We start from the raw sequence: 25422 nt of genomic DNA, 5'->3' as shown, positions 1-25422 counted from the left end.
GATCATTGCGGCACAATGTATGCAAAGAGGTGATCGCATGGCGTTTATTTTATCCATCGGAACAAGTCTTCCTGCGTACGATGTAAACCAAGAGAGAGCGACTGAGTTCGCCCGCTATATGTTTCAGCATTCCTTTAAAGATATTGACCGGCTGTTAACCTCATTTAAAAATGGGCAAATCCACTCAAGACAATTTGTCAAGCCGATTGAATGGTATAAAGAGGGTCACAGCTTCGAAGAAAAAAATCAAATATACATAGAAGAAGCACTTAAGCACAGTAGTGAGGCTGTTCGCGAGTGCCTCTCTCATCCTGAGTTTTTTCAAGAAGCCATCCCTTATGAGAAAGTGGATGCTGTTTTTTTCGTCTCCAGCACGGGCCTTTCCACACCGAGCATCGATGCGCGGCTCATGAATGAACTCCCGTTTTCTCCAAATACGAAGCGGATTCCGCTTTGGGGTCTCGGCTGTGCAGGAGGAGCCAGCGGACTAGCGCGCGCAGCCGAATACTGCAAAGCGTATCCTGAGGCTTTCGTGCTCGTCATTGCTGCTGAGCTGTGCAGCCTGACATTCCAGCCGGAAGATAAAACGAAAAGCAATCTTATCGGCACTTCGCTTTTTGGCGACGGCATTGCCGCAGCATTATTATGCGGAGAGAAGGCGGACCGCAGGACATCAAAACTGAAGCTTGTACCGAAGATAACAGATTCTCAATCTGTGTTGATGAAACAATCAGAAGATGTTATGGGCTGGGACTTTACTGATCAAGGATTCAAAGTCATTTTCTCAAGAGATATTCCGACTTTGGTGGAAAAATGGCTCAAAACGAATGTACAGGTTTTTTTAGACAAACATCAGCTGTCATTCAGAGATATCAGTGTTTTTTTGGCACATCCAGGCGGAAAGAAAGTGATCGATGCATACATCAAAAGTCTTGAGCTGTCATCAGAAAAGCTTTTATCTGCACAAAGCATATTGCAAATGCACGGAAATATGTCTTCAGCCACAATATTGTATGTGATCAAAGAGCATCTGCTGAACGGACATAAAAAAGAAGCAGAACGGGGACTGATTGGCGCACTAGGGCCGGGATTTTCATCAGAGCTGCTGTTATTCAGCTGGGAAAAGGGGGCTTGATTCATGTTTTGGTTGTTAATCGCCATTCTCATTGCTCAACGAGCAGCTGAAATGGCAGTAGCCAGACAAAACGAACAAAAGGTAAAGAAACAAGGGGCGATCGAATTCGGCGAGAGCCACTATCCGTATATCATCATCATGCATATCCTTTTTTTCCTGTCTTTAATTGCGGAAGTGCTGCTGATGAACAAACAGCCGTCAAGCTGGTGGATCTGTATCGCTGCGGCTATTTTAAGCGTGCAGGCAGTACGGTATTGGGCACTTTGTTCCTTAGGAGCATATTGGAATACGAAAATCCTTGTCGTTCCAGGTGCGGAGCTTGTAAAAAAAGGCCCTTATAAATGGATGAAGCATCCAAACTATACCGTTGTTATATTAGAAATCTTATTGATTCCGCTGCTGTACCAAGCGTACGTCACCATGTGTCTGTTTTCCATTGTCAACGCCGTGTTGTTAACCGTCAGGATACGTACAGAAGACAAAGCATTAGAGGAATACAGTATAAAATAGAGATTGAAAATCATTCTCATCCATGTTAAAATGAATTTGAAAAAGATTCTCAATCAGGATGGTGAAGCAAATGACAATGCTGTTTTTGCTTGGGGCGGTTTGTACATATAGTATATTAATTGGTTTTGTATTAAAAGGAATCTCTAATAAATCTGTTTAAAATGAATCTGGAACTTGTCAAAGTTGCAGATTTTCTTTTATAGAAGCTGCCGTAATGGCAGCTTTTTTCTATTCTCTTAAAGAAATTTGGCTCATTCTTGTGTAAAATGAAAGAGGAATGTATTCAGATCTTTCGAAAAAGATTCACAATTGAAACGGCACAAAGGGGTTCAGATTTATGACAGAACATAACAGAAAAGAGCTTTTGCACAAAACAGGGGAACTTTATAAGCAATTCATCGAGAATCAAGATGAAGAAAGAGCTGCTAAACTGGCTGCAGTCATGAAAAAAGCGGTAGATGGAGAGGTTTATATTGCGTTTACCGGGCATTATTCAGCGGGCAAATCGTCACTGCTGAACTGCCTGTTAATGGAGAATATTTTGCCGACAAGCCCGATCCCGACAAGCGCTAACCTTGTTGTGATCAGAAACGGGGAAAAGCGTGTTCGGCTTCATACAACAGACGGAGCGTGTGCTGAGCTGGAGGGGGCTTACCAGAAAGACAAGGTGCAGCAATATTGCAAAGATGGGGAGCAGATTGAAAGCGTTGAAATTTTTGACCGGTATACTGAGATCGATTCTGGGGTTGCGTATATTGATACCCCTGGGATTGATTCAACAGATGATGCCCATTTTCTATCAGCGGCGTCTATTCTTCATCAGGCGGATGCGTTGTTTTACGTCGTTCACTATAATCACGTGCACTCTGAGGAAAATGTAAAGTTTCTCAGGTCGATAAAAGAAAGCATTCAGAATGTTTATTTTATCGTCAATCAAATTGACCGCCACGATGAGGCGGAGACACACTTCGGAGACTATAAAGCACAGGTAGAGGAGATGCTTTGCAATGAAGGCATTTCAAAGGAATCACTTTATTTTACGTCAGTGACAGAACTGAACCACCCGTTCAATCAGATTGGGGTCCTGAGAGAAGAATTAAGAAGAATAGAACAGCAAACAAAAAGCAATTTGCAGGCTTTAACAGAACAAAAAGTCCGTAATCTGCTGAAGGAACATACGGAAATCCTTTTGAAAGACGAAACAGACGGTCCAACCTTTGCTGAACAGCTTGATACACAAACTGATCTGGTCCAATCGCTGCGTGATCAATTGGATGAGGCGGCAAAACAAGCGACTGAGGCAGAAAACAGGATGCAGGAAGAAGTCAATCGCATTTTAAAAAACGCCAATCTGACCCCCTTTGACATGCGTGAGTTGGCAGCTGCATTCCTAGAATCGCGAGAGCCTTCTTTTAAAACCGGTTTTTTCTTTTCTAAAGGAAAAACTGCACAGGAAAGAGATAGAAGAAGGAATGCTTTTTTCTCTGATGTGAAAAAACGAACAGAGGCCGAAGCGGATTGGCACATAATAGACACGTTCCATAAACTCGCCAAGTCATTTGATGTTCATACAGCTGAAAGTGAACAGCTGATTCAGGCCTATCGCACCCCGCTTGAAATTGACATCATTGAGCGCGCGGTCAAGCAAGGTGCAGCTCTTTCCTCTGAATATGTATTGCAATATACAAAAGACTTGGCAGAGCTCATCCGCAAAGAGGCGAAAAGAAAAGCGGCAGACATCATAAAGGCGCTTACCGCGATGGTGAAAGAGCGTGTTTCCAAAGACTTGCAAACCATCAATGGCAGTCTCATCCAGGAATCAGAAAAACTCTCCCACCTCCAAGAACAGGCCCGTTTAGAGAATAATGCCCGCGAGAAAGCTGATTGCATGTGGGCCATTTGGGAAGAGAAGTCCGCATACCCGATGCACATAGACACCGACTGGTTTAAAACGAAGAAAAAAATAGTAGCGGCTCCAAAACAGAAACGAAGCCAAGACCGGCAGACGCAGCAGTCGATGCAGAAACCAGAAATCAAAATGGAGCAAGAGCTGCCGCTTCAAGACCAAATCAAACGCTTTCACATCTTGTCTGACCTTTTAGGCGAATACAGCATGTTATCAAAGCAAACTTCAGCCTTTCGGGAAAGAATTAAAAGGCTTGAAGAACGGAAATTTACACTTGCGCTTTTTGGAGGCTTCAGCTCGGGGAAATCATCATTTGCCAATGCGCTTGTCGGCGAAAGGGTGCTGCCATCCTCACCAACGCCAACCACAGCGACAATTAACAAAATTACAAAACCAACCAATGGAAATATAAACAAGACGGCGGATGTGGTGTTTAAGACGGAAGATGACATAACGGCTGAAATTTTACAGCTCACCGGAATAAAAGAAGAACCAGCAGGCCGTTCTTTCACAGAGAAATGGGAAAAGGCAGTCAAAAAAAGCCGGCTGCCGGAAGAACATATCAAATTGATCAGCAATTTCCTGCTTGCATACGAAAAGGTTCAGCAATATATACAGGAACAAAAAAAATTAACAATTCCGCTGTCTGAATTAAAACCCTATGTGGCAGAGGAGACAACGGCCTGCGCTGTGAAAGAGGTAACAGTCTATTATACATGTCCGCTGACTGAAAAAGGGATTACGATCGTTGATACGCCCGGCGCGAGCAGCATGAATAAACGGCATACAGAGCTGGCGTTCCAATATATTAAAGATGCCGATGCGTTTTTTTATATGACCTATTATCAGCATTCCTTCTCGAAAGGAGACCGTTCATTTTTGCGAAAGCTCGGGCTGGTAAAAGAATCGCTCAGTATGGATAAAATGTTTTTCGTCATTAATGCGGCAGACCTTGCGAAAGATAAAACAGAGCTCGAAACAGTGACCGATTATGTCAGCGCAGAGCTTGTAAAAGAGGGGATTCATGAACCGCAGCTCTTTACTGTATCAAGTAAAGAGGAACTGCTCGGCAAACCGGAATCATTTTATAACCAGTTCCCGAAAGTAAGAAAACACTTAGACCGATTTATTGAAGTGGATGTAAAAAAAGCATCAGCTGCACAGCTCAGTTCGGAAGCAGACAAACTATGCGAAACTGTTTTCCAGCTTCACCAATCCCAGCATCAGTCCAGGGAGGAAAAGGAAGCACAGAAACAGCGCCTTATGCTGTCATTTGAGCGGACTGCAGCCGAGATCGAGAAACGGCGGAACTCAGAAACCATTATTGAGAAAGTAAAAAAAGACACAAAAGAGCAGCTTTATCACATTACACAGCGATTATCCTTTTTTGCAAATGATTTATTAAAATCGGCATTTCATCCCGGGCTTCAGAACGGAGATTGGAAAAAGAACGTCGGCAAGGCGATGACAACCGCCTTACATGAATATCAGTTTGAATATGTTCAGGAAATCAAAACGCTTGATGTACGCATGAGCGGTTTCATCGAGCGGCATATTGCCGAAGAGTGGCTGGAAAGCTTTCAAAAAACATTAAACGAGGATGGTTATTTTTCCATTTATGCGGGTGATCAGCGTTCGAACGGCATACAGCTTAAGGAAGTCGAACCTGAATTAGACGAACGTGCCTTTGAGCAGGAACAAAAAGAGATCAAATCACCGAAGCAGTTTTTTGAACAGAAAGGAAAAGCGGCCTTCATCGAAGCTGTTCGGATGAAACTCACGAAAATCACAGAGGATTGGGTGAAAAACGAAGAAGAAAGCCTTATCTCTCATTACACAGATCATCTCAGTCGTTTACAGGAGGATATGGCTGAAAAAGCAATGGAACAAATAAAGGATCAAAAAGACACGTATTTAGGTGGATATGGGGAAGGGGAACATGCGAAAGAGATTGAAAAGGCATACCAAGCATGTATCGCCTGGCAAAGGTCAGACCATACAATAAAAATGTAAAATTCAGTTGGCTTGTATTTCAAGTCATGATAGACTAAATAGAAAAAAGCGAGATGAACGATTCATGTCAGAGGTACATAAAGCAATTTCAGCACATTCATCAAAACAGCACAAGCATATCAAAGCATTTATGCGTCTTGAAAACATGCGTGAAATGGCCATTGAAGAAGCGGTTTCAAAATGCAAAAACGATGAGCCTTTTACTACAGATGCAATTAATGAAATTACCGAGCAGATCAATCAGCTCGCCAAAAAAGGCATCGTCCCTACAAGACGCCTTGTATCAAAAGAAATGGTCAGAGAATACGTAAGCCGTATGTAAGCTGGATGATCCTGTCGCGAGTGAATCTCCTGCCGGAAGCATATACTATATGTATCCGACGTAAGGGGGGATTCATGTTGGGCAGAACAAAACTGGGAAACAGAAATGCACAGGCGAATAACAATGCCAAAAAGAAAAACGGATTTCAAACCCATTTTGACTCTTACGCAGGACGCGAAGCTGAAAAGCTGATCGCCAGCAACAAAAGACACAACGACTGATGATATTAAAACAGTATCTCTAACTGAAGAGATGCTGTTTTTTATTTTTGCGCCGCTTTATGGTAAAATAGAAAGAATGAAAGAAAAGGGAGTATATCTTATGAATAATAATAAACTATTGCTAGTTGACGGCATGGCTCTTTTATTCCGGGCGTTTTTTGCCACGGCCGTGCATCGCAACTTTATGATAAATGACAGCGGGGTGCCGACGAACGGCGTCAACGGATTTTTAAAGCATTTGATCACAGCTGTTGAAACGTTCCAGCCGACACACGTCGTCTGCTGCTGGGACATGGGAAGCAAAACGTACCGAAATGACCTGTTCCAAGATTATAAGGCGAACCGCAGTGCACCGCCTGTGGAGCTGATCCCGCAGTTTGATTTGGCAAAGGAAGCGGCCGCTGAACTTGGTATCATGAATATCGGTTTTGCTGGGTATGAAGCGGATGATTGTATCGGAACTCTTGCCGCTTTGTTTGCGAATGAAGCTGACATTACGATCGTAACAGGGGACAGAGATTTACTTCAGCTGTTAACTGATAAAGTAAGCGTGGCTCTGCTCCAAAAAGGAATAGGAAATTATAAAGTCTATACAAAAGAGACTTTTTATGAAGAAACAGGCGTTCTGCCGAAGGCTTTGATTGATATTAAAGCGCTTATGGGTGATTCCAGTGATAACTATCCTGGCGTCAAAGGGATCGGAGAAAAAACAGCCTACAAACTGATTCGTGAATATGAAACAATTGACCGCTTATTAGAAAATCTTTCTCTTCTTCCGAAGGGACAGCAGGGGAAAATTCAGCAAGGTTTAAGCGATTTGGAGATGTCGAGGAAGCTTGCGGAAATTCATTGCTCTGTTCCGCTGGTCTGCACACTGAAAGACGCTTTATTTACCCTGCAAATGGAGCAGGCGGCTGACATGCTTCGCCGCCACCAAATCAAAGGAATTGAGCGCATGCTTGAAAAGCTGAACGCTAGAGAGATCGTGTAGATCTTCTAGCGTTTTGTATTGCTTTTTTTGGCTCTTTCCTCAAGCTCTGTTTTAGGGTCATTATGTGTATTGCCTTCCAGATCGCCTTGCGGAGTAACACCGCCGGTCAGCCGGCCTTTATCTTTCTTTTTCATGTTTGTTCACCTCGTCATTAGGATGACCATTGATCGAGATTTCATTCTTGTCATTCAGCCGGATCGCTTCTTTTGCCAGATGATCGGCTTTTTGGTTTTGCTTGCCCGGTATCCATTTGATGAAAAAAAGAGGGAAGGCCGCTTTTAATCGGATGATTTCTTCCACATACGGGTGAAACGTTTTATTTTTAACCATTTCAAACTCAGCGGCCCGTTCCACAATATCTGAATCGGTTCGAAAGGAAACAGATTGATACCCGCGCTTTGCACATAACTTCATCCCTTCAATTAATGCAAGAAATTCCGCTTCCTGGTTTGTATGCATTCCGATTGGAATAGAGAAAGATTCTGCTTTTCCTTCATGTTTGATAAAAATGCCGATGCCGGAAAGTCCGGGATTACCGGCGCTTGCGCCATCTACATATATTTCTGTAGGCATTAGGAACTCCTTTCATCATTCGGTATCATTTTTTTTGCTGCATAGGCATAAGGCAATGAAATCAAAGATACCGCAAACTTAATCAAATATGTAGAAATAAAAATATGAAGCCAAACGCCTGCAGGATAAATGCCGAAAAAAGCGACACCAGTAAATATAAATGTATCAAACAGCTGGCTGACTGCTGTACTGCCGCCGTTTCTGAGCCATAAAAGCCGATCAGAAGGAAATATCCTTCTAATTGCCGAATATACATAAACATCCAGCGTTTGGCTGAAGATAAAGGCAAGCAGACTTCCTAACGCGACTCGTGGAAGGAATCCGAAAATCGTTTCCAGTGCTGTTTGTGATATGTCGCTGGAAGCCGGTTCGAAAAGCAGCACGCCTTGCATGACAAATGTCAGCGTCAGGAGCGTTGAGAATCCGAGCCATACCGCTTTTTTGGCTTCAGCCGGTCCGTATTTTTCATTCAGTCATCTGTCGCAAAAAAGATTGTGCCGTACATCACATTCCCGAGCGTTGCTGTTAAGCCAAACAGTTCGACTGTTTTTACGACTTGAAGGTTGGCGCAGACTGTCGCAAAACCGATCCAAACAAATAGTCCCATTTTGCCAAATCCTTTATAAAATAAAAGAACAATGATAAAATGAATGATCGCAAAAATGATCCAAAACGAATTATTAAACAAAATGAAAATGCTTCCTTTCCGGGGTATGATTGGTTTGATTATAGCACAAGCCCGGCAACTAATGAATGGTAAGGTGATTGTAATGAAGCTCAGACCGCATATGAAAATAGAAGCAAAAGGGACGGGATCCGTCTCATTTTTGGGCGAAGACTGGCTGACAGCACAGCAAGCACGTATGCTCGCAAGAGAACTTGGCCGTTATCCATACATGAAAGAACTCGAGTTCGAAGACGAGAAAGGCGGCAGCTGGTCGCTGAAGGAATTGGAAAAGCTGACAGAGGAGCTTGCTCAAGAGCCTGATGACATTACTGTTTATTTTGACGGCAGTTTCGATAAGGAGAGCGAACTGGCCGGACTCGGAATCGTCATTTATTATTCATTGGGAGGAATCCGGCATCGTTTGAGAAAAAATAAAAGCTTCCGGCTGAAAACCAATAATGAAGCTGAATACGCGGCGCTTTATGAAGCAATAAGAGAAGTAAGAGAGCTTGGGGCAAGCAGAAATTCAATTACGATCAAAGGGGACTCGCTTGTGGTGCTGAATCAGCTTGACGGCAGCTGGCCTTGCTATGATCCGTCTCATAATGAATGGCTGGACAAAATAGACGCACTCCTTGAATCGATGAAGCTTACTCCAACCTACGAAACCATACAGCGGAAAGACAACCAGGAAGCTGACGGGCTCGCTAAAAAAATTCTATCCCATCAATTCGTAGAAAGCCACACGAAATTAGACCGTAACGGAGATGACGATCTTGGATAAGAAAATGATCTTTAAAGAACTGACAGAACTGCACGATGAATATTGCAAGGACTGTTTTATTAAGAAGCAGTTTCGCAAAGAATTTGGCAAAACCTATGCGCATTCATTTTGTATTAATAAATGTACGGTTGGTGAAAAGCTGAAAGCATACGGAGATGTCTTAACCAATCACTAAAAAATAAAAACCGCAGAAGCTGCGGTTTTTATTCTTTAAATTCATCAAGCTGATGCTGGCTGTCATCCAGCAGTTGCTGTTGCTGCTTTACAAATTCAGGATCATCGAGAGCTGCCAGCTCTTCAGATTGTGACAGTTCTCTTGCATCCTCAATGGCTTGGTATGCGGAATCGACTAATGTTGTGCTTTGGCCTCTCGTCGCAGCTCCTGTCGTTTTCTGCGCTGTTTCCACCGCCAGTTCCAGCTGCCGCTTATCCGTAAAGCCAGTCTGATCCTCATCATGAAATTCTGAAGTCACAACAAACACCTCCGCAATTATTTTGCAGAGTTTTTTTAAAATTTATGTACTAAAATAGAAAATAAAATGAAAATAAGCCGATATAACTATTGAACCAGAATAAATAGGACTGTTTTACTATTTGAGGTATCTTGGCAGAGAAGGGGAACGCAGCTATGGATGATAAAGACTTGAAGTCGATCCTTCACAAAACATTTATAGAAATATACAGTGATTTAGAAGAACTGGCGGATATCGCGAAAAAAGGGAAGCCGTCAATGGAAAAACATGTTGAAGAGATTGAACAGAGGTGCAAACAAAATATTTTGGCGATTGAGATCCAGATGAAAATCAAATAGGAGAGGCAAATGCCTCTCCTATATTTGTCATCTCATCATCATGTATTGAGTTTAGAGTTTTACAACATTAGAAGCTTGAGGTCCACGATTACCTTCGACAATTTCAAAAGAAACTTCTTGTCCTTCTTCTAATGATTTGTATCCTTCTCCTTCGATAGCTGTGAAGTGAACAAATACATCGTCTCCGCCTTCAACTTCAATGAAGCCGAATCCTTTTTCGTTGTTGAACCATTTTACTTTACCGTTTTGCATATTGCTTAATTCCTCCTAGTACTGTAGCACCCGTGTGCTAAAAAAAATTTTGTCACCATTTAACGTTGATTCATTGTTAAATGATGGTTCAACTATACACCATCTGGGAGCACCCGTCAAGTTTCGAAACTGCTTATTTTTCAAAAGAAGAGCAAGTTTCACAAAAAAATGTAACCGCTTTTATAAATGAATGAATATAAATAAAAAGAGCACACGATTTTCGTGTGCTCTCCAAAACATCATTAAGATAGCGCTCTGGTTTTTTGTTTGACCGTCATCATTTCTGATTCCTTCAGGATATCCTCTAAAATCACTTCAGATGAGTTTGCTAAATGAAGGTCTTTAATGTTTTTCTTCATGCGCTGTAAAGTATCTTCATCTGCGAGAAGGGAAGTGACTGACTCGAGAATCTCTTCATGACGGTTCACGACGATCGCAGCTCCGCGATCTTCAAAGAAGTTTGCATTTTCTTTTTCCTGGCCAGGCACGGGTTTGTACAGAATGACAGGCACACCGATGGCAGTTGCTTCTGTCAAAGTAATGCCTCCAGGTTTTGTAATCATGCAATCTGTGATCCGGAACAGCTCATCAATGCGCTCCACATAGCCAAGAACTTTTAATTTGTCACCGTTTTCTGCTTCAAGCGCACTTAAAGATTCTTTTAAAGCCGTGTTTTTTCCGCACACGACAACCACCTGCACATGATCATCTTTGACAAGGTTTTCGCACAGCTCTTTTACGTTCTTTAATACACCGTGGGCGCCTGCCATGATTAGAAGCACTTTTTTGTTTGGTGAAAGATTGTACTTTTTATATATCGGCTCCACTGGCATGGATTCTTCAAATTGTGGCCTGATTGGGATTCCGGTGATTTTTACATTGCTTGGATGAGTACCGATCTCCAGCAATTTTTCCTTCACATAATCTGTCGCCACATAATATTTATCCACGTTCTCGTGAACCCAAATTTTATGAAGGCAAAAATCAGTCATAACGTTGAAGGTAGGGATGACCCTGCCTGTTCGGCGTCTGTATTCCGGCACGACGATCATCGGAAATGTATTAATAATAATATCAGGCTGATGTTCATCGACAAGTTCGCCCAATCGTTTATTACCCATTTTAAAGTAAATATTGAATTTACGTTTATTATAGATTTTGTCAACTCCGTAATAAAACAAACGATAAAACTGTTTCCCGATTGAGAAGCTTTTTAAATAAAGGTACTGAGTTACCTCTGAAACAATCGGATTTGACTCTTGGTACAAATTAGAAACTGTTACATGCTGAAAGCCGAGACGTACACATTGCTCATAAAGCGTTTTGGCTACCTGCACATGTCCATTTCCGTAATTTGCAGTCAAAATTAATACTCTTTTATTGGTATTCAAGTAAATTCACCTCAATGTAATCAACAACAAGCAAGCTTCATGCATCGTAAGGAGTTATTGTCTATACATAAACATAACACAAATACATAATCAAATTATTAATGCAGTGAAAAAATTAAGCTAATTTTAAAAGATTTGGATTCCATTATTTTAAATTTTTGTTATACGCATACTGAATCAGATGTATTTTATCATATTTTTTGCTCAGCGTATCACTAAAAAAAGAAAAATTAGTCCCATTCATAAGGAGTTTCTTGGTAAACGTAATAATTCAGCCAGTTCATAAACAATAATGTCGCATGCGCTTTCCAGCGATTCACCGGCTGCTTGCTGTCTTCTGCAAAATAATGTTTAGGCGCCTCGACAGTAGAAAGGTTTCGTTCAAGATCTCTTTCATACTCTTGAAGAAGCGTATTTGTATCATATTCAGGGTGCCCTGTTAAAAAGACTTGTTTTTCGTCTTTAGACACAATTAAGCAAACCCCAGCTTCCTTCGATGCGGTAAGAATATTTAACTCGGGCACTGCTTGAAGCTGTTCCATATTTATATCTGTATGCCGGGAATGCGGCACATAGTATAGCTCGTCAAAACCTCTTACCAATCTTTCGTGTTTTGAAAGAACTGAATGTTCGAACACACCGAAGATTTTTTTCGGCATTTGAATTTTTTCCACACCGTAATGGTAATACAAACCTGCTTGAGCGCCCCAGCAAATATGCAAGGTTGAAGTGACATTTGTTTTGCTCCACTCCATGATCTCTTTGAGCTCTTCCCAATATGAAACATCTTCAAACGCCAAATGCTCGATCGGCGCACCGGTGATAATCATGCCGTCAAACTTCTTGTGACGGATATTGGAAAAAGTCGTGTAAAATTCGTCAAGGTGTTCTCTTGCAGTATTTTTCGGCGTGTGTGTGCTTGGGATTAAAAATGTAAAATGAACCTGTAAAGGTGAATTTCCAAGCAATCTGAGAAGCTGAGTCTCTGTTTGGATTTTTTTCGGCATCAAATTCAATATGATAATTTTTTGCGGCCGGATATCCTGATGAAATGCTCTGCTTTCATCCATTACAAATATATGTTCACTCTCAAGCACCTGTTTTGCCGGCAGGTGTGTTGGTATATTAATAGGCAACGTGCCACCTCCATCATTTCCCCGTTTGATTTTCTTCATTATAGGAATTTTCACGCCAATTTTCAATCTATCTATAAGTGTTGAGGGAGAAACAACAGAAAACTCTTTAAATAAAACGCATAGATACATCATTTGGTTTCACAGTAAAATGATTTTCCATGATGTATCTCACAAGGGAATTGTATTGTTTTATAGAATGATAAGTAAAAATATGAGCCACATGAATTTATAATGAGCAGATGCTCACCACTTATTTGATTCATTTCTTAAGAGTTCTGATAAATGGTGTTTGCATTTTGAATTGAGATAGAAAAAAGGTAAAATAATCAGCAGCAGGGACATAGGAGGGACTTACATGTCTATATATGATATGAAGGTACGTACAATAACAGGGAAAGACATGACACTTCAGCCTTTTGCCGGAAAGGTATTGATGATCGTGAATACAGCGAGTAAATGCGGCTTTACTCCCCAATTGAAGCAGCTTCAGGAGTTATATGATACATATCAGCAGGAGGGCCTGGAGATCTTAGGGTTCCCCTGCAATCAATTTATGAACCAAGAGCCTGGTGACGAGGCAGACATACAGGACTTTTGCGAAACAAATTACGGTGTTACGTTTCCTATGTTTTCAAAAGTAGAAGTAAATGGAAAAAACGCCCACCCGCTGTTTGTGTATTTGACGGAGCACGCGAAAGGGATGCTGGGAACTAAGGCGATCAAGTGGAATTTCACGAAGTTTATAGTGGACAGAAACGGAGAAATCGTTGGCCGATATTCACCAAATACAAATCCGAAAGAGCTGGAAGACGTTATCATGAAGCTATTAGGGCAATAAAGAGGTGTTTTTATGAAGGAATTGAAGCAGGCTGAGCAAATCAGGACATGGGTGCAATCTGTCCTAACAGGCGAAAGTTCTGGACATGATTGGCTTCATGTATCAAGAGTTGCAGATCTTGCTTTGTATATTGGAGAAAAGGAAAACGCGGATTTGTTCATCGTTGAAACAGCGGCGTTGGTTCATGATTTAATTGATGTCAAACTTCCTGATACGGTCAGGCTTTCTGTGAGCGAAGTATATGATCAGCTCGTTATTTTCGGAATTGGAAAAGAGGATGCTGACAGAGTGATTCACATTATCACAAGGATGTCCTTTCGGGACAGGAAAAAGTTTGAGGGGGGGGCGCTCTCCATTGAGGGAAAGGCCGTACAGGACGCTGACAGGCTTGATGCGATTGGTGCTGTCGGCATTGCGAGAGCTTTCATGTTTGCGGGCGCAAAAGGGCACGGCCTTTATGGAGATGATCAAAGTGCCTACGCTCATTTTTTTCATAAGCTGCTGCGGCTGAAAGATATGATGAATACAGACACCGCACGGGAACTGGCAGAAGAAAGACACGATTTTATGCTTCAGTTTGTCCGTCAATTAGAAAAAGATATACCCGGGATTGATGCCAAAACGTCGTAATAGAAGGCTTAGGGCGACTATGATAGAATAAGTCACAGATATGCTATAGGAGGACGATCATGAAGATAAAATCAATTGAACCTACGCCAAGCCCGAATACAATGAAGGTCATCTTAACGGAAGAGCTTCCGGCGGGCAAAAGCAATAACTATAAACCGGATCAAGCAGAAGGCGCACCGCCTGTTATAGCGGAAATCCTTAAAATAGAAGGGATTAAAGGGGTTTATCACGTCGCTGATTTTCTTGCTGTTGAACGAAATGCAAGATACGACTGGAAAGACATTTTACCGCAAGTCCGCACTGCATTTGGGATGGAAAGTGCTGAAAGCGCAGAAGAAAACCGCTCTGATCAAGAGTCTTTTGGAGAGGTGAAAGTTTTTGTACAGATGTTCAGCGGCATTCCTATGCAGGTCAAATTGACGGATGGGGAGCGGGAAGAGCGCTTCGGCTTACCTGAACGCTTTCAGCAGGCGATCTTAAAACTCAGATCTGAAGCCTCAAATGTTGTGTTTGAGCGGGCCTGGAAAGAACAAGGCGTTAGATTCGGCGACTTTAATGAAATCGGTCATGACGTGACAGAAGAGCTTCAGGCCGCATACAGTGATGATCGGCTGAAACGGCTGACAGAAGCAGCCGCTCAAGGAAAGGGCGAAGCAAAACAAGCAGTACAGCGCAAAGCGTATAAAGTAACGCTCGACATGCTGGATGATGAGGACTGGAAAAAGCGTTATGCACATCTGGAACAGATGGATCCGAAAGAGGAGGATATCCCGGTTTTACAAAAGGCATTGGATGATCCCAAGGTGTCCATCAGAAGACAGGCTGTTGTGTACTTAGGAATGATTGAAACACCTGATGTTCTTCCTCTATTGTATAAAGCACTTGAGGACAAAGCTGTCTCAGTCAGAAGAACGGCCGGAGACTGCCTATCTGATATCGGCGACCCTCAAGCTATTCCTGCTATGATCAAGTCGTTAAGCGACTCCAGCAAGCTTGTCCGCTGGCGTGCGGCTATGTTCCTGTACGAAGTAGGCGATGAAAGTGCAATTGAAGCTTTGCGCGCTGCCGAAGATGATCCCGAATTTGAGGTCAGCCTTCAAGTGAAAATGGCGCTTGAGCGTATTGAGCATGGAGAAGAAGCAAAAGGTTCTGTTTGGAAACAAATGACAGAGAGTAGAAAAAAAGGTGAATAAAAGAAAGAAAAAGGTGCAGATCATGCACCTTTTTTATGTGAATTCACTTTTTATAAAAATTATTTCGAATATTGTTGAAAAATACCCGAAAACTATTTATAGTAAGTAACAATATTAATAGTTGGAGGGTTCACATCGATAGAAAGCTATATAAATATAAAAACATGAAGGAAATAATCAAGGCGAGGGCGGCCTGTATTTTATCTTTTTGCAAAAACAGCCCAAAAATAAACTGAAAATTGTTAAAATAAAATCCAATCTAACAATTGAAAGAATTTAGGGGGATCACCATGGCAGAATTACGCAGTAACATGATCACACAAGGAATCGATAGAGCTCCGCACCGCAGTTTGCTTCGTGCAGCAGGTGTAAAAGAAGAGGATTTTGGCAAGCCGTTTATTGCGGTTTGTAATTCATACATTGATATCGTTCCTGGTCATGTTCACTTGCAGGAGTTTGGAAAAATCGTAAAAGAAGCAATCAGAGAAGCTGGGGGCGTACCATTTGAATTTAATACCATCGGAGTAGATGACGGCATCGCGATGGGACATATCGGTATGAGATATTCGCTGCCGAGCCGTGAAATCATCGCTGACTCCGTGGAAACAGTTGTATCCGCACACTGGTTTGACGGCATGGTCTGTATTCCGAACTGCGACAAAATCACGCCGGGAATGCTCATGGCGGCAATGCGCATCAACATTCCGACGATTTTTGTCAGCGGAGGGCCGATGGCGGCAGGAAGAACAAGTGACGGACGGAAAATCTCCCTTTCCTCAGTATTCGAAGGGGTAGGCGCTTACCAAGCCGGAAAAATCAATGAAAACGAACTTCAAGAATTAGAGCAGTTCGGATGTCCAACATGTGGGTCTTGTTCTGGGATGTTTACGGCGAACTCAATGAACTGCCTGTCCGAAGCACTTGGACTTGCTTTGCCGGGTAACGGAACCATTCTCGCGACATCACCGGAACGCAAAGAGTTTGTCAGAAAGTCGGCTGCGCAATTAATGGAAACCATTCGCAAAGATATCAAACCGCGTGATATCGTCACTGTAAAAGCGATTGATAACGCGTTTGCACTCGATATGGCGCTTGGCGGTTCAACAAATACCGTTCTTCATACGCTTGCCCTTGCAAACGAAGCCGGCGTTGAATACTCTTTAGAACGCATTAACGAAGTCGCTGAGCGCGTGCCGCACTTGGCCAAGCTGGCTCCTGCATCTGATGTGTTTATTGAAGATCTTCATGAAGCGGGCGGTGTGTCAGCAGCGCTGAATGAGCTTTCCAAGAAAGAAGGCGCGCTTCATTTGGACGCGCTGACTGTTACAGGAAAAACACTTGGAGAAACCATTGCTGGACATGAAGTAAAGGATTATGACATCATCCATCCGCTGGATCAACCATTCACTGAAAAGGGCGGCCTTGCTGTTTTATTCGGTAATCTGGCTCCAGACGGCGCTATCATTAAAACAGGCGGCGTACAAAACGGTATCACGAGACACGAAGGTCCGGCTGTCGTATTTGATTCTCAGGATGAGGCGCTTGACGGCATTATCAACCGGAAAGTAAAAGAAGGCGACGTTGTCATCATCCGATACGAAGGGCCAAAAGGCGGACCTGGCATGCCGGAAATGCTTGCGCCTACATCTCAAATCGTTGGAATGGGACTCGGACCGAAAGTGGCATTGATTACAGACGGACGTTTTTCCGGAGCCTCCCGAGGACTCTCAATCGGTCACGTATCACCAGAGGCCGCAGAGGGAGGACCGCTTGCCTTTGTTGAAAACGGAGACCATATCATCGTTGATATTGAAAAACGTATCTTGGATGTACAAGTGCCAGAGGAAGAATGGGAAAAACGGAAAGCCAACTGGAAAGGGTTTGAACCGAAAGTGAAAACCGGCTACTTGGCACGTTATTCTAAACTTGTGACAAGCGCCAACACCGGCGGTATCATGAAAATCTAGACAGCGGGGAACTCTTTCTTCTATTTTAAGGCGTGAACATTTGAAATCCGGCCCTCTCTATAGTATCCTTACTTCAGATGAAGGATAATAGAGGGGGCTTTTTTTATGTCAATGGCTTATGAAGAATACATGCGCCAGCTTGTCGTACCGATGCGCCGCGAGCTGACTGGTGCAGGTTTTGATGAATTAACAACAGCGGAAGAAGTAGAAAACTTTATGGAAAAGGCAGAGGGCACAACACTTGTAGTCGTTAACTCTGTGTGCGGCTGTGCTGCAGGTCTCGCGCGTCCTGCAGCAACACAGGCAGTCCTCCAGCATGACAAAACACCTGACAATACGGTGACTGTATTTGCGGGTCAAGATAAAGAAGCTACTGCAAAAATGCGTGAGTATTTTACTGGCCAGGAGCCTTCTTCACCGTCAATGGCTCTTTTGAAAGGCAAAGAAGTCGTACACTTTATTCCACGTCATGAAATTGAAGGACACGATATGGAAGAGATTATGAAAAATTTGACCGCTGCTTTTGATGCACACTGCTAAATGCCCGTTTTCCGGGCATTTTCTTTTTGGGAGTACTGAAGATGATAACAACAAGCTATAGACCGTCTGAACACACCATAAAAACCGCAAAGCAGCTTTCCTTAGAGCTGGATATGCCATACTGCGGCCGAAATAAACAAACGGTTGAAAACCTGCTGAAGTCAGCTGAACGTGATGTGCTTGTGGTCGGCAAAGAGCGGTTTGAACTTTATACGAAACAAGGTGCCAAATTCTTTTTTCACCCGAATACAGCGATGTTCAGAGCTAAACGCTTCATACGGGGGGAGCAGGAGCCGATGCTTCGGGCAGCTGGTTTATCGGAAGGGGACACGTTTTTAGATTGCACACTAGGGCTGGGTTCGGATGCCATTATCGCAAGTATGGCAGTAGGCGAAACGGGTTCTGTGATTGGGATTGAAAAAAACCATCTTGTGTCCGTTCTCGTGAGGGCGGGACTGCATTCATGGGAAACGGGCATAGAAGAGCTTCAGGCAGCAATGAGAAGAATCCAAGTGAAGAATGGGGATTGCTTTGAATACATCAAGCAGCTTCCTGACAACTCTGTTGATGTGGTTTATTTCGATCCAATGTTTCATGAGCCTGTAGAGACGTCTGATGGCATCGCGCCTTTACGGGATTTGGCAGAGGATTCAGTTTTGCACGAAGGGTGTATCAAAGAAGCGGTGCGCGCTGCCAGAAAAAGCGTTGTGCTAAAAGACCACTGGAAAAGCCCGCGATTTGAACAGTTTGGTTTTAACGTCATGAAAAGAAAAACAGCATTGTTCCATTATGGCGTTATTCAAGCCGCAAGCAAAACAAGCCCGTGATTGATATCACGGGCTTTCTGTTAATCGGTGACTTCCATGACGACAAAGTATAACAATGTTAATAGTGAAACTGTGGCAAACAGGGCGTCAATCATGCGGAAAGCCTCCTTTCACATAATATTGTAAGCGTTTTTACACAAACCGCAAAGCAACAAATCTCCTAATTTGCATATCAGTTTCATATCATACATGACTTGCATGTTTCGGGTGTGCTAAAATAAGAGAAACATGACAATAAAATAGAGAGGAATAAGCAGTCATGAAATTGTGGATGAGAAAGACTCTTGTAGTTTTATTTACCATCGTAACATTCGGGCTCGTATCTCCTCCGGCTGCTCTTATGGCGGACAAGCCCTCCGGACAGCCGAGCAGTCTTGAGCAGAATGATTACACCGCTTTTTATGATGAGCATGACCTGTACGATGATGATGAGTCGGAAGACAGGCAAGACCCTGAACTGCTTTTTCAATCCTACAAGGAACAGCTCTTTGACAGTGCTGAGGATCAGTCCTTTTTGAAATTCGGCAGCAAAATCGCTCCGGTCATTGAGGATGACTATCGGAAAGAGATCCTGCCGCAAATTGAAAACGTGATTAGTGATTATTTAGCAACATTGCAAGATGATGAGGCGTATCAGGATGTTGTGATTTCAAGCATGCCTTCAGCGGGCAAAACGGAAAAAATTTTCAACGTTTACAATCGGACGACTGGAGAAGATCTCCTCAGATTTCATGTGCGAAGAGACCACCCGCCTCACGACGGCTACTGGTTTAATTTTCACTATCATACAGCAGAAGATGGATTTCAATCACATCATGAGCTTGGGAGCATTTACTGGGACCGCAACACGCCTCCCAACTGGATGAGTGCGTAAAGGAGATGCCATTAGACATGAAAAAGTACACAATGAATGAAATGGTCGATATAACAAAAGATATGCTAAATAAACGGGGCGTTATGATAGAAGATATTGCGCGGATTGTTCAAAAACTTCAGGAAAAATACAATCCAAATCTGCCGCTCAGTGTGTGCATGGAGAATGTAAATAAAGTGCTGAACAAACGTGAAATTATTCATGCTGTTTTAACAGGTCTTGCGCTTGATCAGCTCGCTGAGCAGAAACTTCTTCCGGAACCGCTGCAGCACCTTGTTGAAACGGATGAACCGCTTTACGGCATAGATGAAATTATCCCTCTTTCAATCGTTAATGTGTACGGATCGATCGGCTTGACCAACTTCGGTTATTTGGATAAAGAGAAGATTGGAATCATTAAGGAACTTGATGAAAGTCCAGACGGTATTCATACCTTTTTGGATGATATTGTGGCAGCTCTTGCGGCAGCAGCGGCGAGCAGAATTGCTCATACGCATCAGGATCTTCAAGATGAAGAAAAAGAACAGGATGAAAAACCTGTCATCAGCTGACTATAAAAAAATCATTTCTGGGTTCAGAAATGATTTTTTATTGTGTTACACTACTAGAAGACTACTTTTAAAGGATGAAAAAAATGAAACAGTATAAGGATTTATGCAGACATGTATTAGAGCATGGCAAAAAAAAAGGAGACCGGACAGGGACCGGAACAATCAGCACCTTCGGGTATCAAATGAGATTTAATTTACAGGAAGGCTTTCCAATGCTGACCACAAAAAAACTCCACTTTACATCAATTGCGCATGAGCTGCTGTGGTTTTTAAAAGGGGATACCAATGTACGCTATCTGCAGGAAAACGGAGTGCGGATCTGGAATGAGTGGGCTGATGAAAACGGGGAACTCGGACCTGTATACGGTTCACAATGGCGTTCTTGGCGGGGAGCTGACGGGGAAACCGTTGATCAAATTTCCCGACTTATTGAAGATATTAAGACAAATCCGAACTCCAGACGCTTAATCGTGAGCGCATGGAATGTTGGTGAAATTGATAAAATGGCGTTGCCGCCGTGCCATTGCCTGTTCCAATTCTACGTGTCTGACGGCAAGCTGTCCTGTCAGCTGTATCAACGCTCTGCTGATGTTTTCCTCGGTGTGCCGTTTAATATTGCTTCTTATGCCCTGTTAACCATGATGATTGCTCATGTGACTGGGCTTGAACCGGGCGAGTTTATTCATACATTTGGAGATGTTCATATTTATCAAAATCATATTGAACAGGTCAATTTGCAGCTGACAAGAGACGTTCGCCCGCTGCCGAAGCTTCGTTTCGCCAGAGAGATTGATTCTATTTTCAACTTTGCATTTGAGGATTTTATCATCGAGGATTATGATCCGCATCCTCATATTAAAGGAGCGGTCAGCGTATGATTTCGTTCATTTTTGCGATGGATGCCAACAGGCTGATCGGCAAAGACAATGATTTGCCGTGGCATTTGCCCAATGATCTTGCGTACTTTAAAAAAGTAACATCGGGCCATTCAATCATTATGGGCCGGAAAACATATGAATCGATTGGACGTCCGCTTCCAAACCGGAAAAATATTGTCGTCACATCAGCGCCGGCTTCAGAATTTCCGGGATGCACGGTTGTCAGTTCGTTAAAGGATGTTTTGGACATTTGTTCAGGCTCTGAGGAATGCTTTGTGATCGGAGGGGCTCAGCTCTATACAGCACTGTTCCCTTATGCGGACAGACTGTATATGACGAAAATTCATCACGAGTTTGAGGGTGACCGCCACTTCCCCGAATTTGATGAAACCAATTGGAAGCTGGTTTCTTCTGAACGGGGGATCAAGGACGAAAAAAACCCGTACGATTATGAATTTCTGGTGTTTGAAAAAAAGAATTCTTCTGAAGTGGGAGGATTTTAATTGGTTCGCTACAGCTTGCTAGTGGTTTATATTGTGTATATGCTGTTAAAAAATATGAAACAATTATTTAATCAAAGGATGCTTGATCCCCGTCTGTCATACAAAAAACAGATGACTCTTGTCTACGAGCAGCCAAAGGCGTTTTTGGAAGGCTGTATCGGCATCACTGGTTCAGTTGTGACGATCCATCAGCCTGAGCCAATACCGCGCGGTCCTGTTTTGTATGTGCATCCTCGTTTGCGTTTGGCTGAACTGGCCTTAATTGCTGGATATATTGAAGAACCGGCCGGTTTTATTGCCAATCCAAAAGTATTTCGCTTGCCTTTTATCGGGCAATGGCTAGATCGGATGGATGTGATTTCAGACGGTGATTCAGAAAAGGTATATGAAGATGTGACGAAACAGCTGGAAAAAGGACAAAGCCTGATTCTTTCATTAGATGGTCCTATAGATCCTGTAGAGCTTGCAATCCGCTATCATCTTCCGTTGGTGATGGTGGAAACAAAAGGAACAGATGACCTGCAAAAGGGATCGTTTTTTAAACGTTTAAAACCAGCAGACATTGAATTGTCCTTTTCAAAAGCTTATATACCTGCAAATGAAAAACAATTACGTGCATGAAAAAAGCGCAGTCTTTAAGACTGCGCTTTTCTGTTACGAAATAAACGGCACCTTCACACAATAAAACAGCACACAGAAAAACATCGCAGCGCTTCCGCCTAATACAAAGCTGTGCCAAATGGCGTGATGGAAGGGGATCTTTTTCCAAATATAAAAGATGGTTCCGACAGAGTATAAAATGCCGCCGAGAAAAAGAAGGCTGAATCCCGCTCCGCTCAGCGAAGCGTATAAAGGTTTAACCGCGATAATCATCAGCCATCCCATAATCAAATACACTAAGGTCGACAATAGGATAAAGCGTTTCACGAAGAAAATTTTAAAAACGATTCCGCCTAGGGCAAGAGACCAAACGATAATCAAAAGGGTGTAGCCGAGTGTGCCTTTCAGCGGCCCCAGCAAAAAAGGCGTATAGGTTCCGGCGATGAGTACGTAAATGGCGCTGTGGTCAATAATCTCCAAAATATCCTTCGTCTTTTTATGTGTGATACTGTGAAGCAGTGTGGAGCTCAAATATAACAGCAGCATAGAGACGCCGAATATTGTAAAGCTGACAATGTCCCATGCAGACCCGTAATGAGCCGAAAATATGATCAAAAACACTAATGCTGGTATGGATAAGAGCACACCGATGCCGTGTGTTATCGCATTGGCAATCTCTTCTTTGATTGTAAACAAGTGCATTCTCCTTTCGATCGCTAGATCATTTGATTTTTCAGTGTTTCTAAAAAGTTCAAACCCTCTAACGTAATTTTAGTGCCGGCGCGTCCGCGGCTTTTTGTGACATAATCTTTTTTCTCCAAATAATCGAGACGGCTTCTGACCTGCTGCGGGGATAACGAGGTTTGGGTGTTTTTGCTGTGTTCCGAGATGATCCGTCTGCTGGCTGGTTCTCCTTTTTCGTTTAACGCTTTTATTGTTTCCAAAATAAACAAAAACTCGGCTTTTTCCATTAAAGTCAACAGCTTCGCTTTTTTCTTCGACGCTTTTTCGTCTATTGTGCCCCTAATATATGGAGGCAGGTCATATGGATGAATCGTTCCCCCGTTTGCGACTGCCGCCATATAATCTGCGGCGTTTTTTAACTCCCTGACATTGCCTTCAAATGTGTGTTGCTCAAGCATCGAAAAGACTGAGGGATCAATTAACAATTGCTGACCGGAATGTGAGAGAAAATATTGTGTCAAAAGCGGTATATCGCTTTTGCGTTCAGACAATTCGGGCAGTGTGAGCGTTAAAATATTCAGTCTGTAAAATAAGTCTTGCCTGAATGTATGTTCCGCGCATCCATCTGCGGAAGCACAGATGATTCGCGGTTTCTCCGTGTCTGAATCTAGCACTTTTAGCAGATGAGCTTGTACAGAGGCAGGTATGCGCCATACTTCATCAAGAAAAAGGGTTCCTCGAGCCGTTTTTTGAAACACACCTGAGTTTCCGTTAGGGCCAAAAAGCTCACGCATAAGGCTTTCTTCCGAATGGGTGCTGCAATTGACGCTAATAAAGGGTTCGCTGTATCTCGAAGATCCCTGGTGTATTGCTTGTGCGAAATGATCTTTTCCTGTTCCGATTTTTCCTGTTATCAGGACAGGAAGCTCTGATAGTGAGAACTGCTTGGCGATTCGCTTCGCTTCCAGGAATGTTTGATGTTCTCCGATGAGATGTTGAAATGTGCTAGGTATTGTTGCGGTATTCATCAATTGGCTCCTTTTGGTTCTAATTGGTTTTATTATATCATGCCTGTTGGCTGAAAACACGTTTTATTTACGATCATCTTTTTTCTTAGGACTCCCAGGATATTGGTGAAGCAAGTTTTACACAAGATGTGATAAACATAGTCAGTATTTTTTTAATTATTAAATAAAAATAATTGTCTTATTTTTTGAATATTCGTGTTATAATGGCATATTAAATAGGGATTTAAAACAAGAAAGGAATCTGTACATGAAACCGTTGCTTAAAGAAAACTCTCTCATCCAAGTGAAAGACATTTTGAAGGCTCATCAAAACGTGAAGGACATTGTCATTCACACACCTTTGCAAAGGAATGACAGACTTTCTGAGAGATATGAATGCAATATCTATTTGAAACGTGAAGACTTGCAAGTTGTCAGATCTTTTAAGCTCAGAGGGGCTTATCATAAAATGAAACAGCTTTCCAGCGAGCAGACTGAGAACGGAGTTGTATGTGCGAGTGCCGGAAACCACGCTCAAGGTGTGGCGTTCTCGTGTAAACATCTTGGCATTCACGGGAAAATTTTTATGCCGTCTACAACACCGAGACAAAAAGTATCTCAAGTTGAACTATTCGGTAAAGGGTTTATCGATATTATTTTGACAGGTGATACGTTTGACGATGCGTATAAAAGCGCTGTTGAATGCTGTGAGGCGGAATCCCGGACGTTTATCCACCCGTTCGATGATCCGGATGTGATGGCCGGACAGGGAACGTTGGCAGTCGAGATTTTAAACGACATTGATACAGAACCGCATTTTCTTTTTGCAAGTGTCGGAGGAGGCGGCCTTCTCTCAGGAGTAGGTACATATTTAAAAAATGTGTCTCCTGATACAAAGGTAATTGCTGTTGAGCCGGCGGGAGCGGCATCCTATTTTGAATCAAACAAAGCTGGACATGTCGTCACACTTGATAAAATTGATAAGTTTGTAGATGGAGCAGCTGTTAAAAAAATTGGGGAGGAAACGTTCCAAACGCTGGAATCTGTCGTTGATGACATTCTCCTTGTGCCTGAAGGAAAAGTATGTACATCCATTCTTGAATTATATAACGAATGTGCGATTGTTGCTGAACCGGCTGGAGCTCTTTCTGTCGCAGCGCTTGATTTGTACAAGAATGAAATTAAAGGCAAAAATGTGGTATGTGTGGTCAGCGGGGGCAATAACGATATCGGAAGAATGCAGGAAATGAAGGAGCGGTCCTTGATTTTTGAAGGACTTCAGCATTATTTTATCGTCAATTTTCCGCAAAGAGCGGGGGCGCTCCGCGAATTTCTTGACGAAGTTCTCGGGCCTAATGATGACATTACAAGATTTGAATATACGAAGAAAAATAATAAAAGTAACGGACCTGCTCTTGTCGGCATCGAGTTGCAGAACAAGGCCGACTATGGGCCGCTGATTGAACGGATGAACAGAAAACCGTTTCATTATGTAGAGGTGAATAAGGATGAGGACTTGTTCCATTTGCTGATCTAATTTTTTTACACAACCGCGCAAAATGACAGACAGCCCGGCTGGCATTGTATATAATAGAAGAAAAACAAAAAAAGAGGATTG

General features: G+C 42.7%; 31 protein-coding genes and 1 pseudogene. 22 read left to right on the top strand and 10 right to left on the bottom strand.

What is annotated here, in order from left to right; all coding sequences use genetic code 11:
- Window positions 1–37: 37 nt before the first annotated feature.
- From AC0C66_RS03790 to exnP, 7 genes are all read left to right on the top strand, one after another.
- The gene (locus tag AC0C66_RS03790) at window positions 38–1135 is read left to right on the top strand and encodes a type III polyketide synthase (protein ID WP_461845593.1); all 1098 of its coding nucleotides are present in this window, start codon (window positions 38–40) and stop codon (window positions 1133–1135) included.
- Between the two features lie 3 nt (window positions 1136–1138).
- Entirely contained in the window at window positions 1139–1645 is a 507-nt protein-coding gene (locus AC0C66_RS03785; protein ID WP_061187668.1) for an isoprenylcysteine carboxyl methyltransferase family protein, read from the top strand.
- Between the two features lie 70 nt (window positions 1646–1715).
- Window positions 1716–1805, top strand: coding sequence for a Fur-regulated basic protein FbpC (fbpC, locus tag AC0C66_RS03780; protein WP_109491777.1), 90 nt, complete (start codon window positions 1716–1718; stop codon window positions 1803–1805).
- Window positions 1806–1982: 177 nt separating this feature from the next.
- Entirely contained in the window at window positions 1983–5564 is a 3582-nt protein-coding gene (gene dynA / locus AC0C66_RS03775) for a dynamin GTPase (RefSeq protein WP_461845592.1), read from the top strand.
- A gap of 64 nt (window positions 5565–5628) precedes the next feature.
- The gene (locus AC0C66_RS03770; protein ID WP_072182322.1) at window positions 5629–5886 is read left to right on the top strand and encodes a YpbS family protein; all 258 of its coding nucleotides are present in this window, start codon (window positions 5629–5631) and stop codon (window positions 5884–5886) included.
- 74 nt (window positions 5887–5960) lie between these two features.
- Window positions 5961–6107, top strand: a complete 147-nt coding sequence (locus AC0C66_RS03765) for a hypothetical protein (RefSeq protein ID WP_003230761.1) — start codon at window positions 5961–5963, stop codon at window positions 6105–6107.
- A 100-nt stretch (window positions 6108–6207) separates the two neighbouring features.
- On the top strand, window positions 6208–7098 hold the full coding sequence (gene exnP, locus AC0C66_RS03760) for a 5'-3' exonuclease ExnP (protein ID WP_061187824.1): 891 nt from the start codon (window positions 6208–6210) through the stop codon (window positions 7096–7098).
- Window positions 7099–7103: 5 nt separating this feature from the next.
- Here exnP and sspL read toward each other — a convergent pair whose 3' ends face one another.
- The 3 genes and pseudogenes from sspL to AC0C66_RS03745 form a co-directional block, all read right to left on the bottom strand.
- Entirely contained in the window at window positions 7104–7232 is a 129-nt protein-coding gene (sspL, locus tag AC0C66_RS03755; RefSeq protein WP_003218255.1) for a small, acid-soluble spore protein L, read from the bottom strand.
- A complete protein-coding gene (locus tag AC0C66_RS03750) occupies window positions 7216–7671 on the bottom strand; it encodes a reverse transcriptase-like protein (RefSeq protein WP_003218254.1) in 456 nt (151 codons plus the stop codon). Before AC0C66_RS03750 ends, sspL begins: the two co-directional genes overlap by 17 nt.
- A pseudogene (locus tag AC0C66_RS03745) lies at window positions 7671–8359 on the bottom strand (queuosine precursor transporter). Before AC0C66_RS03745 ends, AC0C66_RS03750 begins: the two are co-directional and overlap by 1 nt.
- An 82-nt stretch (window positions 8360–8441) precedes the next feature.
- On the opposite strand from AC0C66_RS03745, the gene AC0C66_RS03740 reads away from it, so the two are divergent.
- Together AC0C66_RS03740 and AC0C66_RS03735 are read left to right on the top strand one after the other, a co-directional pair.
- Entirely contained in the window at window positions 8442–9122 is a 681-nt protein-coding gene (locus AC0C66_RS03740) for a ribonuclease H family protein (protein WP_072182323.1), read from the top strand.
- Window positions 9115–9297: a zinc-finger domain-containing protein gene (locus tag AC0C66_RS03735; RefSeq protein ID WP_004397944.1), complete on the top strand. Its 183-nt coding sequence runs from the start codon at window positions 9115–9117 to the stop codon at window positions 9295–9297. The genes AC0C66_RS03740 and AC0C66_RS03735 overlap by 8 nt, the downstream gene beginning before the upstream one ends.
- 28 nt (window positions 9298–9325) lie before the next feature.
- Here AC0C66_RS03735 and AC0C66_RS03730 read toward each other — a convergent pair whose 3' ends face one another.
- Window positions 9326–9595, bottom strand: a complete 270-nt coding sequence (locus tag AC0C66_RS03730; RefSeq protein WP_072182324.1) for a DUF2564 family protein — start codon at window positions 9593–9595, stop codon at window positions 9326–9328.
- A gap of 155 nt (window positions 9596–9750) precedes the next feature.
- Here AC0C66_RS03730 and degR point away from each other — a divergent pair, with 155 nt between their 5' ends.
- The gene (gene degR, locus AC0C66_RS03725; protein ID WP_003218247.1) at window positions 9751–9933 is read left to right on the top strand and encodes a transcriptional regulator DegR; all 183 of its coding nucleotides are present in this window, start codon (window positions 9751–9753) and stop codon (window positions 9931–9933) included.
- 51 nt (window positions 9934–9984) lie between these two features.
- Here degR and cspD read toward each other — a convergent pair whose 3' ends face one another.
- The 4 genes from cspD to metA form a co-directional block, all read right to left on the bottom strand.
- Window positions 9985–10185, bottom strand: coding sequence for a cold-shock protein CspD (cspD, locus tag AC0C66_RS03720; RefSeq protein WP_003153604.1), 201 nt, complete (start codon window positions 10183–10185; stop codon window positions 9985–9987).
- Window positions 10186–10200: 15 nt separating this feature from the next.
- Window positions 10201–10347 (bottom strand): hypothetical protein, encoded by a 147-nt coding sequence (locus AC0C66_RS03715; protein ID WP_120698826.1) that lies wholly within the window; start codon window positions 10345–10347, stop codon window positions 10201–10203.
- A gap of 80 nt (window positions 10348–10427) precedes the next feature.
- Window positions 10428–11576 (bottom strand): diglucosyl diacylglycerol synthase, encoded by a 1149-nt coding sequence (locus AC0C66_RS03710; RefSeq protein WP_088679235.1) that lies wholly within the window; start codon window positions 11574–11576, stop codon window positions 10428–10430.
- Between the two features lie 230 nt (window positions 11577–11806).
- A complete protein-coding gene (gene metA / locus AC0C66_RS03705; RefSeq protein WP_041520985.1) occupies window positions 11807–12712 on the bottom strand; it encodes a homoserine O-acetyltransferase MetA in 906 nt (301 codons plus the stop codon).
- 355 nt (window positions 12713–13067) lie between these two features.
- Between metA and AC0C66_RS03700 the strand changes: the two genes are divergently transcribed.
- The 11 genes from AC0C66_RS03700 (at window position 13068) to AC0C66_RS03650 (ending at window position 22134) form a co-directional block, all read left to right on the top strand.
- On the top strand, window positions 13068–13550 hold the full coding sequence (locus AC0C66_RS03700) for a glutathione peroxidase (protein WP_014114149.1): 483 nt from the start codon (window positions 13068–13070) through the stop codon (window positions 13548–13550).
- 12 nt (window positions 13551–13562) lie between these two features.
- Window positions 13563–14180, top strand: a complete 618-nt coding sequence (locus AC0C66_RS03695; protein ID WP_088679234.1) for an HD domain-containing protein — start codon at window positions 13563–13565, stop codon at window positions 14178–14180.
- 59 nt (window positions 14181–14239) lie between these two features.
- The gene (locus AC0C66_RS03690; RefSeq protein WP_061187673.1) at window positions 14240–15373 is read left to right on the top strand and encodes a conserved virulence factor C family protein; all 1134 of its coding nucleotides are present in this window, start codon (window positions 14240–14242) and stop codon (window positions 15371–15373) included.
- 290 nt (window positions 15374–15663) lie between these two features.
- A complete protein-coding gene (gene ilvD / locus AC0C66_RS03685) occupies window positions 15664–17340 on the top strand; it encodes a dihydroxy-acid dehydratase (RefSeq protein ID WP_014114146.1) in 1677 nt (558 codons plus the stop codon).
- Window positions 17341–17445: 105 nt separating this feature from the next.
- Complete coding sequence (gene brxA, locus AC0C66_RS03680; protein WP_003218231.1) at window positions 17446–17880, top strand: bacilliredoxin BrxA; 435 nt, start codon at window positions 17446–17448, stop codon at window positions 17878–17880.
- A gap of 41 nt (window positions 17881–17921) precedes the next feature.
- On the top strand, window positions 17922–18707 hold the full coding sequence (locus AC0C66_RS03675; RefSeq protein ID WP_327816362.1) for a class I SAM-dependent methyltransferase: 786 nt from the start codon (window positions 17922–17924) through the stop codon (window positions 18705–18707).
- Window positions 18708–18966: 259 nt separating this feature from the next.
- A complete protein-coding gene (locus tag AC0C66_RS03670) occupies window positions 18967–19581 on the top strand; it encodes a YpjP family protein (protein ID WP_041520984.1) in 615 nt (204 codons plus the stop codon).
- Window positions 19582–19598: 17 nt separating this feature from the next.
- Window positions 19599–20132, top strand: a complete 534-nt coding sequence (locus AC0C66_RS03665) for a phosphatidylglycerophosphatase A family protein (RefSeq protein WP_014114143.1) — start codon at window positions 19599–19601, stop codon at window positions 20130–20132.
- Window positions 20133–20215: 83 nt separating this feature from the next.
- Window positions 20216–21010: a thymidylate synthase gene (locus tag AC0C66_RS03660; RefSeq protein WP_061187676.1), complete on the top strand. Its 795-nt coding sequence runs from the start codon at window positions 20216–20218 to the stop codon at window positions 21008–21010.
- Window positions 21007–21513, top strand: coding sequence for a dihydrofolate reductase DfrA (gene dfrA / locus AC0C66_RS03655; protein WP_014114141.1), 507 nt, complete (start codon window positions 21007–21009; stop codon window positions 21511–21513). The genes AC0C66_RS03660 and dfrA overlap by 4 nt, the downstream gene beginning before the upstream one ends.
- Complete coding sequence (locus tag AC0C66_RS03650; RefSeq protein WP_014114140.1) at window positions 21514–22134, top strand: lysophospholipid acyltransferase family protein; 621 nt, start codon at window positions 21514–21516, stop codon at window positions 22132–22134.
- Window positions 22135–22167: 33 nt separating this feature from the next.
- Here the strand turns inward: AC0C66_RS03650 and trhA are convergent, their stop codons facing one another.
- Window positions 22168–22809: a PAQR family membrane homeostasis protein TrhA gene (gene trhA / locus AC0C66_RS03645; protein WP_014114139.1), complete on the bottom strand. Its 642-nt coding sequence runs from the start codon at window positions 22807–22809 to the stop codon at window positions 22168–22170.
- Window positions 22810–22829: 20 nt separating this feature from the next.
- Entirely contained in the window at window positions 22830–23825 is a 996-nt protein-coding gene (locus tag AC0C66_RS03640; protein WP_072183719.1) for a sigma 54-interacting transcriptional regulator, read from the bottom strand.
- A 247-nt stretch (window positions 23826–24072) separates the two neighbouring features.
- Here AC0C66_RS03640 and ilvA point away from each other — a divergent pair, with 247 nt between their 5' ends.
- On the top strand, window positions 24073–25341 hold the full coding sequence (gene ilvA, locus AC0C66_RS03635) for a threonine ammonia-lyase IlvA (protein ID WP_014114137.1): 1269 nt from the start codon (window positions 24073–24075) through the stop codon (window positions 25339–25341).
- Window positions 25342–25422: the final 81 nt, after the last annotated feature.

This window comes from Bacillus sp. VA13, from assembly GCF_055710085.1.
The sequence above is the reverse complement of the archived record's forward strand: the minus strand, read 5'-3'. Positions and strand labels throughout refer to the sequence as shown.

Bases quoted from the DNA above. Each gene is read 5' to 3' on its own strand.
- AC0C66_RS03790 (WP_461845593.1), top strand. From the start codon at position 38: ATGGCGTTTATTTTATCCATCGGAACAAGTCTTCCTGCGTACGATGTA.
- AC0C66_RS03785 (WP_061187668.1), top strand. From the start codon at position 1,139: ATGTTTTGGTTGTTAATCGCCATTCTCATTGCTCAACGAGCAGCTGAA.
- fbpC (WP_109491777.1), top strand. From the start codon at position 1,716: ATGACAATGCTGTTTTTGCTTGGGGCGGTTTGTACATATAGTATATTA.
- dynA (WP_461845592.1), top strand. From the start codon at position 1,983: ATGACAGAACATAACAGAAAAGAGCTTTTGCACAAAACAGGGGAACTT.
- AC0C66_RS03770 (WP_072182322.1), top strand. From the start codon at position 5,629: ATGTCAGAGGTACATAAAGCAATTTCAGCACATTCATCAAAACAGCAC.
- AC0C66_RS03765 (WP_003230761.1), top strand. From the start codon at position 5,961: ATGTTGGGCAGAACAAAACTGGGAAACAGAAATGCACAGGCGAATAAC.
- exnP (WP_061187824.1), top strand. From the start codon at position 6,208: ATGAATAATAATAAACTATTGCTAGTTGACGGCATGGCTCTTTTATTC.
- sspL (WP_003218255.1), bottom strand. From the start codon at position 7,232: ATGAAAAAGAAAGATAAAGGCCGGCTGACCGGCGGTGTTACTCCGCAA.
- AC0C66_RS03750 (WP_003218254.1), bottom strand. From the start codon at position 7,671: ATGCCTACAGAAATATATGTAGATGGCGCAAGCGCCGGTAATCCCGGA.
- AC0C66_RS03740 (WP_072182323.1), top strand. From the start codon at position 8,442: ATGAAGCTCAGACCGCATATGAAAATAGAAGCAAAAGGGACGGGATCC.
- degR (WP_003218247.1), top strand. From the start codon at position 9,751: ATGGATGATAAAGACTTGAAGTCGATCCTTCACAAAACATTTATAGAA.
- cspD (WP_003153604.1), bottom strand. From the start codon at position 10,185: ATGCAAAACGGTAAAGTAAAATGGTTCAACAACGAAAAAGGATTCGGC.
- AC0C66_RS03700 (WP_014114149.1), top strand. From the start codon at position 13,068: ATGTCTATATATGATATGAAGGTACGTACAATAACAGGGAAAGACATG.
- AC0C66_RS03695 (WP_088679234.1), top strand. From the start codon at position 13,563: ATGAAGGAATTGAAGCAGGCTGAGCAAATCAGGACATGGGTGCAATCT.
- AC0C66_RS03690 (WP_061187673.1), top strand. From the start codon at position 14,240: ATGAAGATAAAATCAATTGAACCTACGCCAAGCCCGAATACAATGAAG.
- ilvD (WP_014114146.1), top strand. From the start codon at position 15,664: ATGGCAGAATTACGCAGTAACATGATCACACAAGGAATCGATAGAGCT.
- brxA (WP_003218231.1), top strand. From the start codon at position 17,446: ATGTCAATGGCTTATGAAGAATACATGCGCCAGCTTGTCGTACCGATG.
- AC0C66_RS03675 (WP_327816362.1), top strand. From the start codon at position 17,922: ATGATAACAACAAGCTATAGACCGTCTGAACACACCATAAAAACCGCA.
- AC0C66_RS03670 (WP_041520984.1), top strand. From the start codon at position 18,967: ATGAAATTGTGGATGAGAAAGACTCTTGTAGTTTTATTTACCATCGTA.
- AC0C66_RS03665 (WP_014114143.1), top strand. From the start codon at position 19,599: ATGAAAAAGTACACAATGAATGAAATGGTCGATATAACAAAAGATATG.
- AC0C66_RS03660 (WP_061187676.1), top strand. From the start codon at position 20,216: ATGAAACAGTATAAGGATTTATGCAGACATGTATTAGAGCATGGCAAA.
- dfrA (WP_014114141.1), top strand. From the start codon at position 21,007: ATGATTTCGTTCATTTTTGCGATGGATGCCAACAGGCTGATCGGCAAA.
- AC0C66_RS03640 (WP_072183719.1), bottom strand. From the start codon at position 23,825: ATGAATACCGCAACAATACCTAGCACATTTCAACATCTCATCGGAGAA.
- ilvA (WP_014114137.1), top strand. From the start codon at position 24,073: ATGAAACCGTTGCTTAAAGAAAACTCTCTCATCCAAGTGAAAGACATT.